Origin of the sequence: Aeromonas sp. 600774 (genome assembly GCF_049175075.1) — a bacterium.
In the GTDB taxonomy this organism is placed as follows: Bacteria; Pseudomonadota; Gammaproteobacteria; order Enterobacterales; family Aeromonadaceae; genus Aeromonas; species Aeromonas veronii_A.
This window is the reverse complement of sequence record NZ_JAAKUJ010000001.1, coordinates 316,607-331,012: the sequence shown is the minus strand read 5'-3', so window position 1 is coordinate 331,012 and position 14,406 is coordinate 316,607. Positions and strand designations below refer to the sequence as shown.

The window sequence follows — 14,406 nt, the reverse complement described above, 5'->3', positions numbered from 1 at the left end:
ACCACTCACGGATCATCACTCAAAAAAGAGGCGGAATGCGTGTCTGAACATGGGAGTGAGGGGCCAAAATGGCCCCCTATTCTAAACTTGATTTCGCGTGAAACCTAGGGACTATGCCGGTTGACCACGCCGGGCACCGAATAGCCGTCTGCGGCCCAGATCCACACCGCCAGCCCCTTGCTGCACCGGCAAGGAGAGCAGCATCTTGAGGGTGCTGCTCACCAGCGCTCGCCCCTCCCCGGCCCCGAGATGGGGATCGAGCGGCGACATCAGGGAGCAGGACAACAGCTGACCACTTTCGGGCAATTCACCCACCATAAAGGTCATGTTGCCGCAGGGGAGCTGCAGGGCGAGCCGATCGCTGTTGCTGCGTACCGGCCAGAGCTGATCCGGCCCCGGCAGCAGCACCACGCTCAGCATCCAGGGGGTGAGCACACAGCCGAGCCACTGACCTTCAAACAACGTGCACTCCGCCACAATGGGCATGGTGGCGTGATAGAAAGGCAACGCCTGCATCTCTTCACGAGCGATCCGCTCGAACTGGGCTACCAGCAGAGGCGCGGGATTGCTGGCAAAACCGGCAAACTCCTGCGCAGCATCAAGCTCGCTTAAATGAGACTGCGCCATAGGCCCTCCTGCTCTTGTTCAGCTTTCTCCTGCTCAGAGAGCGGAATGGCGGGCGCACCAACGGCAGCCAGCAGAGTCAAAATCCGATCCGTCGCCTCCCCCATGGCTGCCGCCACCACGGGGGTGAGGCCGATGCGGGGTTCGAGGGATTCAGGCTCGACCCCGATCAGGGTGAGCCGCTTGGGCGACTCCCCCGTCATGTGCAGCGCCGAGAGCACGTCCGCCAGCCCCAGCTGATGGGGGGATATCTTGCGACCAAACAGGGTCGGGATCTCCTCATCCTTCAGGGTCACGACGGTGCCCGGCGGATTACCGCTGCGCACCGCATCCACCAGAATGATGTGATCGCGACTGGCCATCGCTTCGAGCAACTCCATGCCGGCGGTACCGCCGTCGAGCAGCTCGATGCCGGGGGCGAAACGGTATTCGCGCCCCAGCCCCTCAACGATGCGCACGCCGACGGCCTCGTCACTCAAGAGCAGGTTGCCCACGCCCAGGATCAGGATGTTCATCACAACACCTTCACCTGAGTCGTTTCGCCATTTTGGGTATCCACCACATGCACCGCACAGGACATGCAGGGGTCGAACGAATGGACGGTGCGAACCACCTCCAGCGGTTTGGCCGGATCGGCCACCGGGGTGCCTACCAGCGATTGTTCGTAGGGGCCGGGTTCATCGTTGAAGTTGCGCGGACCCGAGTTCCAGGTGGAGGGCACCACCGCCTGATAGTTCTCGATCTTGCCGCCCTTGATGACGATCCAGTGGGAGAGCATGCCGCGCGGCGCCTCTTCAAAGCCCACTCCGCGAAACTCCTTGTCCGCCGGGATCTCCGCCTTGATATAGGCAGTGGTGTCCCCCTTGCCGATGTTGTCCACCAGCGCCTTCCATTGATGGGACAGGGTATCTTTGAGCACGCAGCAGCGCACCGCGCGGCCGATGATGCGGCCCATGGTGGAGTGCAGCTGCTCGGTCTTGATGGCCGAGCCGGTGAGCGCCTTGTAGATGCCGTTCAGCTGATCGAAGTGCGCCACCGTCTCCGGGTGTTTGGCGGCCAGTTTCACCAGCAAGTCTGCGAGAGGACCCACCTCCACCACCTTGCCGTAGAAGGTGGGGGACTTGACCCAGGAGTACTTGCCGTCATCCTGCCAGCCGGTGTAATCGGGCTCGGTCTTGCCATCCCAGGGTTTGAGGGGCTCGTCATCCTTGTACCAGGCGTGCTTGTTGCTCTCGGCGATGCCATCCATCAGCCAGCCATCCTGATGGCTCTCGATAGGGCGATAACCCGCCAGATTGCCATTCTCGATATAACCGCCCGGCATCAGGAAGCTGCCGCCGTTGGCGTCGGTGGGCAGCTCCGGCACGCTCAGGTAGTGCTTGGCCCCCTGCCCCAGCGTCAGCCACTCGGGATAGTGCGCGGCGATGATGGCGGCATCCACCTTGTAGACCTGCTCGATAAACTCGCCGAGCCGGTCGATAAAGCTCTTCACGTAGAGCAGTCGTTCCAGGTTGAGCACGCTCGGCGCATCCAGATTGATGGGGTTGGCCACGCCGCCCACCGCCAGATTCTGGATGTGGGGGGTCTTGCCGCCGAGAATGGCGACAATACGGTTGGCATCGCGCTGGCACTCCAGTGCCTGCAGATAGTGGGCCACGGCGATGAGGTTCACCTCCGGGCTCAGCTTCATCGCCTTGTGACCCCAGTAGCCGTTGGCGAAGATGCCGAGCTGGCCACTCGCCACCAGCGCGCGGATCTTGTCCTGCACCTTGGTCAGCTCGTCGGCACTGTTAAGGGACCAGGTTGATACCCCCTTGAGCATGTCCGCCGCTTTTTGCGGATTGGCCTCAAGGGCCGCGGTGATATCCACCCAGTCCAGCGCGGAGAGCTGGTAGAAGTGGACGATGTGATCGTGGATGTTGTGGGCCGCGATAATGAGGTTGCGGATGTACTGGGCGTTGACCGGTACCTTGGCGCCGATGGCGTTCTCCACCGCCCGCACCGAAGCGATGGCGTGAATAGAGGTACATACCCCGCAGATGCGCTGCACTATCATCCAGGCATCGCGCGGGTCGTTGCCCTTGACGATCTCCTCCATGCCGCGCCACATGGTGCCGGACGACCAGGCCTTGGTCACTTTGCCGCCTTCGATTTCGCAGTCGATACGCAGGTGCCCCTCAATGCGGGTGATGGGGTCTATGGTGATACGTTGGCTCATACGTTGGCTTTCCCTCGGGCCTGATAATCTTGGTGAACACGTTCAAGTGATGGCAGTACCGGCAGCAGCCGGATCAACAGCAAATAGGCACACACCTCGATGGCAACAAAGCCCAAGGAGATCAGCACCTCCTCCGCGGAGGGGAAGTAGTGGTAGCCATTGCCGGGGTTGAAGGCGAGCAGGGAGTAATCCAGTCGCCAGAGGGCTGCGCCCAGCAGCATGCTGAGGGCCCCCAGGAACAACATGCGCGAATCCCGGCGGCTCTTGTCCCAGTGGAACACCAGCAGCGGGAAGATCATCAGCGCAATCTCGCTCCAGAACATGATGGAGTAACGATTGAGCTCGGAGAGGTAGGCCGACTTGTCGTGGATGACGATCTCGGCAAAGCGCAGCGCCACAAACAGGATCAGGAAGATGTCGATCACCTGGGTCAGTTTGTAGAAGAGCGGCTTCTCGTTGGGGCCCCGCCCCGCCAATCCGGCCTGCACCAGGGATCCTTCAAACACCACTATGGAAAAACCCATGATGAATGCGGTCAGAAGCGAAAAGACCGGCAGCAACTCGTAGCTTTGCCAGAGCGGATGGATCTTCTCCCCCGCCACTATCATCAACGAGCCCATGGAGGATTGGTGCATGGTGGGCAGCAGGGCCCCCAGCGCCAGGATGAAAAACATGATCTTGTTGAGTCGCACCATGGAGCTCTTCCAGCCGAACTTCTCCAGCAGCACGGGCGCAAACTCCAGCGCCATCACCCCGATATAGATGGTCATGCAGACCGCCGTCTCGAACAGCACCGATGAGGTGTTGAAGTGACCGGGCAGGTAGAAGTACGGCAGGTTCCAGTAACGGCCGACGTCGATGGTGATGGAGAGACCACCGAGCGAGTAGCCAAACAGGCTCGCCAACAGGGCCGGTCGCACCAGCGGGTGATACTCACCCCGGTTGAACACATAGACAGCCCAGGCCAGCGCCCAGCCACCGCAGGCGAAACCGGTACCGATCAAGAGATCGAACGAAATCCACAAACCCCAGGGATAACCGCCATTCAAGTCGGTGACCGAGCCCAATCCGAGGATGAGACGTTTGAGGATCAACATGCCGCACAGGATGACGAACGGCGCCAGCACCAGTACAGGCCAGCTGACCAGCTTGCCGCCGAGGGGATACGCCTTGTGATTACTCATGATCCTTGCCTCCCTTTGTGGAGCCCTGACCCTTGATCTGCGCACTCCCCTGATCATGGCCATCATCATGATGGTGATCGTGACCATTCTTGGTGTTGCGACGGATAAGCACCGAAAGGCCGGTCAGCACCACCATGGGCAGCACCATCCCCTTGTAGAGGGTGTGCTGGATATGCTCGGAGCGGGCACCGGAGGAGAGCTCCGGCAAGTCGGGCATGTCGAGCTTGGTATAGGGCACCCCGGCCAGCACCAGCACCTGGGTGCCGCCCCCCTCCTTCTCGCCATAGACGTAGGGCTGGTAATTGGGCACTTCGTGCAGGTAGGGGTCGTTGGCCTTGAGGGTCTGGCGCGGATAGGCATATTCACTGCCCGGAGTCGCCAGCAACCGGCGCTTGGCCTCGGCCATCAGCTCCTCGCGGGTGCCGAAGATGACGGCGCCGGTGGGGCACACCTCGACACAGCCGGGCAACTTGCCCTGATCAATTCGCTCAAGCCCCTTCTGGTTGCAGAGCTCGCACTTGTGGATCGCCCCCAGCGGATTGTCATAGTCATATTTGGGTACATCGAACGGGCAACCCACCATGCAGTAGCGGCAACCGGTGCAGACGCTCGGGTCGTAGTGAACGATGCCGGTCTTGGGATCTTTTTTAAGAGCCTGCACCGGACAGACAGAGACGCAGTTGGGATCGACGCAGTGCATGCACTGCTTCTTGATGTAGGCATAGCCATCCACCAGCTGATCCTTGTGCTCGCCAGTGCCGCTTTTCCACACCTGAATGATGTTGTTGGTGTAGGGGGTCAGCTTGTCGTTGTTGGACCAGGTCTGCGCCCCTGCCGGGTTGACAGGATTGCCATTGAGGCGCTGACACTCCGCCACACAGGCCTGACAGCCGACGCAGAGGGTAGAGTCGTAGAGCATGCCGAGCGCGCCGGGAATGGGCGGCTTGTTCTCGGCCGCCGCCAATGCGCTGCCGGAGACGGTGGTGCCCGCCGCCAGCGCGCCGACGGAGGCAAATTTGAGGAAGTTGCGTCTGTTCACGGTCACTCCTCCCGTGATGGGTGCTGCCCGGCTTCGTGGCGCTTCTGCTGGCGACCGAGTTCACGCACCGTCATCAGACTCACCCCGACCAGCACCCCGAGGGCGCCACCGATCAGGCCGGTCGCGGTGGGCGAGGTATAGCCCCCCTCCTGGATCTTCACATCTGGTTTATCCACCCTCGGAGTCGGGTTCTCGACCTTGGCGAGCTGGAAGATCCCCTTGCTAAAACCGACCCCCTGCTCGTTGCAGCCATAACAGGGGTGACCGATGCCGACCGGCCAGATGCCGCCGCCCACATCGCAAAACTCCAGGGTCGAGCAGTTGCCGTAGGTCTCCGGCCCCTTGCAGCCCAGATGGTAGAGACACCAGCCCTGACGGTGCCCCTCATCGCCAAACTCCTTGGCAAAACGCCCTGCGTCGAAGTGCGGACGACGCTCGCAGTTCTCGTGGATCAGTCGCTCATAGGCAAACAGCGGACGTTTCTTGCTATCCAGCGCTGGCAGCTTGCCGTAGGTGATGTAGTAGGCAACCGTGGTGAGGAAGTTGTGAGGATTGGGCGGGCAACCCGGGATATTGATGATGGGGGTGCCGATATTGCCGAGCGCCTCTTCAAGGCTGACAGCGCCGGTCGGGTTGCCACCACTGGCAGGGACGCCACCCCAGGCTGCACAGGAACCAATGGCAATGACGGCAGCCGCATCGGCAGCCGCACGGCGAATATGGTCGACGATGGGCTCACCGGCCACCATGCAGTAGACGCCACCATCCTTGAGCGGAATGGAACCATCCACCACCAGCACATACTTGCCTTTATAGCGCTTGATGGCGTTGTGCTTGTTCTCTTCCGCCTGATGACCAAAGGCCGCCGAGAGCACCTCGTGGTACTCCAGCGAAATGGTATTGAGGATCAGGTTCTCGATGGTGGGGTGCGTGGCCCGCAGCAGCGACTCGGTACAGCCGGTGCACTCCTGCGCCCCTATCCAGATCACCGGCGGCCGCTCGGGGCTGGTGAGCGCAGTGGCCATCTTGGCGACGGCATTCTGACTTAATCCCAGGGTTGCGGCCATCCCGGCACACAATTTCATAAAATCACGGCGATTAATCCCATGAGCCGATAAAAAATTATCCTCGACCATTCTTCTTATTCCCGTAGTGAGCACTTGTTTGGTAAATGCTTAATAGGAGAAATGCTAAGGACTCACCCACATCACAGTATTGATCTCTATCAACTTCGACCGGCTTACCCCTATTTCCATAGCGAGCCACATCACAAACGAAATCAATTACCCCCAAAGAGATATCTGGCTGCTTAATAAATTTTATGCACTTAATTGGATATAAAATAATTAATCACCGCATCTCCCTCTCTTTCGCTGCGAGCCAAATTAACATGACTGAAATCTTGGCTGTACCGCTTATTTAACAATACTGATGCCCACCAATAAATAATCCATTGAATATATCTTTACTCATCTCATTGCATATTCCATACAGTCATCCATGGGACAACCTCCTGACTTGCCTCCCCATACCAGAACGGTCTCTCGGCCAGCTACCACCGGTAGCAAGCACGGCCTGCACGGCACGATTTACCTGAATGTCGCTTGGTTTCAGCTTGCATTTTTCCTGCACTGCAGGGCGATGATTCCTCCTGCTAGCCCACACAGCATAACCTCACCCAGCGTCCCTGACACTTAACACAGCTTAATGAAAAGATGCCGCCTGGCTATGCATATCAGTACGACTTCCCCCACTCTTTATTGTATTGGATGCTGGTGAGTAAAATATCGCATTCACTGATATGTTTACGCATCATCGTGAATCTGCATTCAAATTAACAGTGAGAGAAATGGCAAGTTGGACGGCTGCGGCAACATAGTTATCATATTTAAATCGAGATATATTTGCTCATCCTGTTACAGATGTTATCGCCCACAGTCACACTATTTACCTTCACGTCACCCTGCGTAATTAACCAGAGCGTAAATATCCATGTTCATCGATATGGATGATAATTATTCTTGTTCAATGGCAACGAAAAGAAATGGGTAGGGGTGACGATGATCATGACAAACGATCAATGTATTAATCATCAGCCGAGCAGTGGCTCCAGCAACTGCAACGCCTGATCGAACTCAAACTCGTTGACCACCCGACTCACCTCTTGAAACGCAGCCCGCAGCTGCAATTCACTGCCAGCCAGATCAGCCTCTATCTGCTGACAGAGCGCCAACGCCTGGGCATCGCTCTGTGCCAACAAGGCCTTCAACTGCCGCAGTTGCAACGCCAGCATCTCGGCATCGATACCCCGGGAAGTTACCACCGCCATGGGGGACGATGCCAGCACAGCTTCCAGCCCAGACAACAGCGGCATCAGCTCTGCCATCAGGGATGGCAAGCGGGTTGCAACCCCTGCGTAATCCGCCTCTTCACAGGCGCGCTCGAGCAGCGCAGCCTGTGCCGCCACACCGGTTGCGCCTATGGTGCTGGCACTGCCCTTGAGGGTGTGAGCCAGACGCCGGGCCGTCCCCTTGTCATCCGAGGCCCACGCTGAGTGGAAACTGGCTTCAAATCCCTGCTGTCCCTGGCAGAAACGCTGCAACATATTTCGGTAGAGCACACTGTCCCCCCCCATTACTGCCATGCCCCGTTGTACATCAAGACCGAGCACATCTTGCCAAGGGGTCACATCGTCTGACACCTGCGAGTTGCTAGCGGCTCCCAGCGGTCTGGCAGGTTTAATCCAGTGCGAAAGGGTCGCCAGCAACAGCGACATATTCAAAGGCTTGGCGATATGAGCATTCATGCCGGCCGCCAGCGCCTTCTCTTTATCTGTGGCCATGGTGCTGGCAGTCATGGCGATAATGGGGATCCCGGACAGCGCCGGATCGGCGCGGATCAACCGGGTCGCGGTATATCCGTCCATCACCGGCATCTGGCAATCCATCAGGATGCCGTCAAACCCGCGATCTTGCGCCAGCAGGGCGAGCGCCTGTGCCCCATCGCAAGCACAGACCAGGGAGATCTGCTCCTTGCCCAGCAGGGCCAGCGCCACCTCCCGGTTCATGTCGTTATCATCCACCAACAGCAGACGAGCCCCCGCCAGCCCATGAGCGGGCAGCGCAACCTGATGATAGGGGCTTGCATCCGATAACGCCTCTCGTCCCACGGCATCGCCCCCCTGCGCCTTACACAATGCCTGACACAGTGCCTGCGGGGTAAACGGATGGGCCAGCACATCACACGGCGCCAACCCCAGCGCAGCAACATAGCTGGCAAGCGGTGCGGGATCGCCCGAGGTGATCAGCAAGATCGCGGGCGGCGCTGCCAGCGTGCCAACCTCCTGCAGCACCTCTGACAACCAGCTCTCCCCCTCCAGCCAGCCCAGCACAACTCGATCACAGGGTTTGCCCGCCGCGATGCCTTGATGCAGCAGTGCCAGCACTGCGGCGGGCTCGTCCGCGCAGACAAGCTCAACAGGCAGCGCCGCCAGCTGGTGGAGAATGGCCGCTCGCGAAGCAGGACACGACTCCAGCAACAGCAGACGCTGCGGCGCCAGCGGCATGGCCACACGTTGCTCTTTCTCCTTACTCTGATCCGACAGGGTGGCGAGACAGATACGGAAGTGGAACTCGCTGCCCTGCCCAAGGGTACTCTCCACCCGGATCTCCCCATCCATCAGCTGCACCAGATTGTTCGTGATGGCCAAACCAAGACCGGTGCCACCATATTTGCGGGTGGTCGAGCTGTCAGCCTGTTCAAAGGAGTGGAAGAGACGCTGGCACTGCTCGGCTGTCATGCCGATACCGCTATCCTGCACACTGCCCTGCAGCCAGATCTTGCCATCTCGCTCGTTACTGCGTGCCAGCCGGACAATCACCTCTCCCTGCTCGGTGAACTTGATGGCATTGCTGGTCAGGTTGAGCAGGATCTGGCCAAGCCGCAGGGGATCGCCGCACAAACGGTCAGGCAGATCAGCGGCCAGATCGAACAGCAGCGCCAGCCCCTTTTCCCGCGCCCGAAACGCCGTAAGATCCGCCAGCCACTCGAACACCTCGTTGAGCTGGAAATCCACCTTCTCCAGTTGCAACTTGCCCGCCTCCATCTTGGAAAAGTCAAGGATGTCGTTGAGGATCCCGAGCAGGTTGTTCGCCGCTCTGTCTATCTTGCTCACATAGTTGTGCTGCTCGGGGGAGAGGTTGGTTTGCAGCACCAGATGGGCCATACCGATGATGGCATTCATTGGCGTGCGGATCTCATGGCTCATGTTGGCCAAAAATTCGCTCTTGGTTCGGGTGGCATCTTCGGCGATCTGCCTAGCTTCTAGCATGGCGGCCTCAGCCTGCTTGCGGTCGCTGAAATCGAAGATGATCCCGTCCAGATAGATGGCCTTACCCTCGGCATCATAGGTGGCGAGTCCGATGGAGTAGACCCAGCGGAGCTGACCCCAGCGATCGAAGATGCGGTACTCGTTGATGTATTGCCGGTGTTCGGCAATCGCCTCGATGGTGTTGCGGTTGCTCAGTTCGAGGTCATCGGGATGGATCAAGTCACCAAAATCGCGGCTGTTATCGACAAAATCGCTGGCGGGATAGCCGGTTAATTTTTCCGCCTCGTCGCTGACGAACAACATGGTCCAGGGATGATGAGGCAAGCAGCGATAGACCATACCCGGTACGTTGCGCACCATGGACTGGATCCGCTGCTCGCTCTCGTGCAGCCGCTGGCGATCTGCCGCTATCCGGTCATGAGCCTCCCGCATGGCCTGCTCGGCGGCACGGATCGGGGTGATGTCGACCAAGCTGCCGACCGCACCGCTTCGCTCGCTCTCGGCAAGCTCGATCCCCGAGAGAAAATAGAGCATGTCCAGAGGACGGCCATCCGGCGAAAACAGGCGCACCTCATGCTGCGTTCTGGCCTGACTGCCCGCCACCCTTTGCAAGGTGTTACCCTCATCCACCGCATCCAGTCCGGCCAGTTGCGGCAACTCCGCCAGCCGCTTGCCTTCGACCGGCCGGGCGCCACCAAATGCGCTGGTAAAGGCGCGATTCACCCCCAGCAGGCGCCCCTGATTGTCGGTATAGAAGAGAGGATGTGGCAGGGTATCGATCAACGCCTGCTGGAAGGCAAACTGCTCGTTGCGCTCGCGAATGCTGCGGCGACGCAACATCCGCCCCTGCCAGAGCAGGGCCGAGCTCAGACATATCAACAGGGCGGTGCCGAACAAGGCCACTCGCCGCCATCCTGACACGGCCTGTTCCACATTGCCCAACAGCAGCAGCGTCCACTGCCCTTTGGCATCGTGCCACTCGATATGCATGCGGCTCACCAGATAGCTATCTTTCCCTATCCGAACTTCACTGCCATCGAGTGCAGGCAGGATCACCGGTTTGCGATCCGGGGCAAAGTAGTGTCCATATAGGCGAGAGGCAAAGAGCTGCTGTTGCCTGGCGGCAGAGTTCGGTCCCACCACCGCCATTTGCCAATCGCTCTTGTTGCTGGCCATCACCACTCCATCTGGCGAGACCAGCAAACCGATGGTATCGCCCCACCCGGCCAGAAAGGTATCGAGCAGCGCCATCTCGTAACGCGCCACCACCACCCCAGTAATGTCGCTTCCTTGCGCCCGATCGTGAGAGACTGGCGCCGCCACATAGATCATCCGCTTGCCGGTATTGAGGCTAACCCCGGCATCTACTGTTTCCAGCCCCTTGAGCCCTTGCCTGAAGTAGGAGCGAAACGACACATCCTGCCCGACGACATGGCGGCCAAGCGCATCCCAATCACGGACAATCACCCCTGCTTTATTGGTAACAAAGGCATGATTGGCCTTCACCCCCTGCGCCAACACCTGCAGAGCTTCGCTCGGGCTCAGCTCCCCCCGCTCGAGCAGTGACGATTGCTGGATCTCGCGGTTGAGGCGGCCAGCCAGTTGCACCGCCCCCATCCCCTTGCTTGAGAGGGTCAGTTGCTGCAGATTGTCGCCCTCGCGCTGAATGCGGGTATCCAGCGACTGGCGATACTCCTGCCGCTCCAGCTCCAGATAGAAGGCATCGACCAGCGTGGCCAACATCAGGGAGAGCAACAGCACGGCGACCATATGCCAAAGACGGGATTTCATGGTGTATGGCATGCTCCGTCAGCCACTCCGCCAAGCGGCGGGAATGTCGGCGCCAGAGCGACAAAACAATCCAGCAGCAGAGGATCAAACTGGCTGCCTCTCCCAGCCATCATTAGTGCCAGTGCCTGCTCGCGGGAGAAAGGCGGACGATAGGGTCGTTCACTAAGCAGAGCACCATATACATCGACGATAGCCATCAGGCGCGCTACCAACGGGATCTTTTCTCCCGCCAGACCATCGGGATAGCCGTTGCCATCCCAGCGCTCATGATGATGACGAGCCAATATCCCGGCGAGGGCAAACCCGGTGAGTAGCCTATTAGTACTGTTATCAGCACAACACTCTTCCCCCAGGTTCTCAGAGGCGACAGACTCCTCAACCCACCCCGCCAACCGGGCGATCGCAACTTCTCCCCACTCAGGATGGCGGACGATCTGCTCACGCTCTGACAGAGTCAGTGGCGCAGAGTTACACTGGACGGTTTCCGGAACACTTAACATCCCCACATCCCTCAGCAAAGCGGCCTGATAAAGCAGCTCGAGATCGAGCCCAGCCAACGCATCCCGATAGTGCGACTGATTTACCAGCTGGCTAACCAGCGCTTTGAGGCAGGATTGGGTGTAAAAGACATGAGGTTGCACATCAAGGACACGCTGCGCGGCAAACGTAGCCAGCAACAAAGCGGCACCCAGTGCAAGGGCGTGATGAGGCGTTGCTTGCCCTGCATGCTGACACGCCAGCTGGTGACGAGATGCACGCAGTTGATCCACCGCTCGCTTGAGCATCAGGTGAGTGTCGATGCGGGCCAACAGGATCGGCGGGCTGATGGGTTTGGTAATGTAGTCCGCGGCACCTAGTGCAAATCCCTGCCGCTCATCCTCGATCTGCGCCATGGCGGTCAGAAAAATCACCGGGATTTCGCTTGTCTTTGGATCGGCTTTCAGTTGACGGCACACCTCATGTCCATCCAGATCCGGCATCATGATATCGAGCAGCACAAGGTCGGGAGGCGTGTCGGCAAGGGCTATCTCCAGCGCCTTGCGACCCGTGGTCGCCAGCTTGATGATATAGCGAGCACTGAGCAGTGCATTCATCAAATTGAGGGTGCCGGTATCATCATCAACCACCAGCACCACAGGACGAATTGCGTCCAGGGCAAGATGTTCCATATCTTGTGATTCTCCCTGCCATGATGGAAGGCTGTGAACCTTTACAGCCCTTCTCACACCATAACGGATCCACCGGCTGGCAGCCATGGCAACCCGGTTGAAATATGCGGTCTAACCAATGGAGTCAACAGTTGGCCAAGAAGACAGCGGATATGTGATTGCGGCAGTTTTGTTGCGTCACAGGATGGCTTACGCCCACTGTCGCTGTGACATCAGATCAGATTGAGCCGTTAATCCAGTTGAAGATATGTGCCTCTGTATAGATTTAGATCTCCAGCACAAGATAACCGCAGTATCGGTTGACCAAGGTCATGCACTCTATATTATCATGCTCAAAATGAGCTGGCAGGATACAGCAACAGATGGGCACATCAGATAGCCATATGGACATAGCAAAAATCATTGCCGGGCCCACGCTGGTACTGGAAAAAGATAATGTGCATAGTGATGCGCTCTGCCAGCAGTTACGTGCCATTGGCATAAGCCAGATTACGGTGGTGGAGAGTGTAGAGGCGCTGGAACGTTGCATATCTGACGGCCCCGTTGCCATGATCATCTGCAATATCGATATCGACTCGGCGAATCTGCTCACACTGCTGAAAAATATCCGCAGCACAGCCCCTTATCACACACTGCCTTTTTTGACCCTGACCTCAGGGATCGATCGCTCACGGATCGAACAATTTGTTCAGGCGAAAGTCTCTGACATTATTTTGACCCCGCTCAAACCCGATGTACTTAAAAACAGGATCGCTCGGCTGCTTTTGGCAACCAGTCAATCGCAACTCCAGCTATCTCAATTCGATTTTGGTCGTTTGCACCGTTTTTCCAACAGCGATCTGATCGCCAGCAATCAGGACAGTCCCACTATTCTGGTGGTTGACGATGTTCCAGATAATTTGATGCTGATCACCTCGGTATTTCGCAAAGAGTTTCATCTCAAGCTAGTCAAGGATGGCGAAAAGGCGATCAATATCTGCCAGTCGGATAATCCACCCGACCTGGTGCTGCTGGATATCATGATGCCCAAGCTGAACGGATTTGATGTCGCCAGAATTTTGCGTGAACACCCCCATTCAGAACATATTCCCATCGTCTTTATGACGGCACTGGATGATATCTATTCCCGTAAACGGGCGATGAAACTGGGAGCAGTCGATTTTATCACCAAGCCGATCGACATCGAGATGCTGCGTTTCCGTATTGCCAATCTGATGCGGCTGGTGCATGCCAGAAAAGACCTGCAAAAAGAGTTCGATCAGATGCTGGAGCTCAACAGGCTCAAAGAGAGCCTCGAGTTCAATATCCGCTATGAAATCCGGGAGCCCCTGCTCAATGCGGTGCATCTGTTGGAAGAGCTGGCGGCCGATCCATCGCTCAACATGATCCAGAAGACACAGCTCTCCATTACCAGAAAATCAGTGGGCGATGCGCTGGAATTGACCCGTCTGGCCACCGAGATCTATCAGATTGAAACCGGTGCCTTTGTTTTGAAAGCGGGAAAAGTCCAGCTCTTTGAGATATTCAACCGGCTCTCGGTACAATTCAAAAATCTCTATGCCGAGAAAAAGCTCGATATCAAGCTGACCAAACCCAAAAATTATCTCTATGACGAGCTGTTCATCGCCGGTGACGAATTTCTCTGTTATTCCGCATTTCAAATATTGATACGGCTCGCTTGTGAACATGCAGCGCCCTCCTCCTGCGTGGAGATTGTCTGTCTGAAAAAACCAGACAGCATTATCTTGAATATTGATAGCTCTAGCATGCTGGATATCAGCAGTGTCTCATCTCTGTTCGATCAACTCTCCTCCTCAGATAATAAAGAAATGCACAGTCGCAATGGTTATCATGGAAAAATCATGCTGGAAGCTAATGGCGCTACCGTTACTGCATCGCTTGACGAAGAATCCCATCTGCTTAATATCTCAGCAATTTTCCCGCAAAAAGAGGATTTCAATCCATATCCAGAATGAACCGGATCAAGGTCCCCGTGTTCAGCCGTGACACCGCCGCAAATTATTTTCTGCTTATGTGATGGGTGAGTAACA

Annotated in this window: 9 protein-coding genes; 1 reads left to right on the top strand and 8 read right to left on the bottom strand. The window is 57.6% G+C overall.

The features are described 5' to 3' along the window. Positions 1-111: 111 nt before the first annotated feature. The 8 genes from hybE to G5171_RS01340 form a co-directional block, all read right to left on the bottom strand. The gene (hybE, locus tag G5171_RS01375; RefSeq protein WP_421259710.1) at positions 112-627 is read right to left on the bottom strand and encodes a hydrogenase-2 assembly chaperone; all 516 of its coding nucleotides are present in this window, start codon (positions 625-627) and stop codon (positions 112-114) included. Further along, positions 609-1,139, bottom strand: coding sequence for a HyaD/HybD family hydrogenase maturation endopeptidase (locus tag G5171_RS01370; RefSeq protein ID WP_421259709.1), 531 nt, complete (start codon positions 1,137-1,139; stop codon positions 609-611). Before G5171_RS01370 ends, hybE begins: the two co-directional genes overlap by 19 nt. Next, complete coding sequence (gene hybC, locus G5171_RS01365) at positions 1,139-2,842, bottom strand: hydrogenase 2 large subunit (protein WP_058059088.1); 1,704 nt, start codon at positions 2,840-2,842, stop codon at positions 1,139-1,141. The genes G5171_RS01370 and hybC overlap by 1 nt, the downstream gene beginning before the upstream one ends. After that, entirely contained in the window at positions 2,839-4,026 is a 1,188-nt protein-coding gene (gene hybB, locus G5171_RS01360) for a Ni/Fe-hydrogenase cytochrome b subunit (RefSeq protein WP_421259708.1), read from the bottom strand. Before hybB ends, hybC begins: the two co-directional genes overlap by 4 nt. Continuing rightward, the gene (gene hybA / locus G5171_RS01355; protein ID WP_216978672.1) at positions 4,019-5,065 is read right to left on the bottom strand and encodes a hydrogenase 2 operon protein HybA; all 1,047 of its coding nucleotides are present in this window, start codon (positions 5,063-5,065) and stop codon (positions 4,019-4,021) included. The genes hybB and hybA overlap by 8 nt, the downstream gene beginning before the upstream one ends. A gap of 2 nt (positions 5,066-5,067) precedes the next feature. After that, the gene (gene hybO, locus G5171_RS01350; protein WP_216978671.1) at positions 5,068-6,201 is read right to left on the bottom strand and encodes a hydrogenase 2 small subunit; all 1,134 of its coding nucleotides are present in this window, start codon (positions 6,199-6,201) and stop codon (positions 5,068-5,070) included. Positions 6,202-7,157: 956 nt separating this feature from the next. Then, positions 7,158-11,186: an ATP-binding protein gene (locus G5171_RS01345; protein WP_421259707.1), complete on the bottom strand. Its 4,029-nt coding sequence runs from the start codon at positions 11,184-11,186 to the stop codon at positions 7,158-7,160. Then, positions 11,183-12,355, bottom strand: coding sequence for an HD domain-containing phosphohydrolase (locus G5171_RS01340; protein ID WP_421259706.1), 1,173 nt, complete (start codon positions 12,353-12,355; stop codon positions 11,183-11,185). The genes G5171_RS01345 and G5171_RS01340 overlap by 4 nt, the downstream gene beginning before the upstream one ends. A 362-nt stretch (positions 12,356-12,717) precedes the next feature. On the opposite strand from G5171_RS01340, the gene G5171_RS01335 reads away from it, so the two are divergent. Beyond that, positions 12,718-14,331, top strand: coding sequence for a response regulator (locus G5171_RS01335; protein ID WP_421250214.1), 1,614 nt, complete (start codon positions 12,718-12,720; stop codon positions 14,329-14,331). The last annotated feature ends 75 nt before the right edge of the window (positions 14,332-14,406 follow it).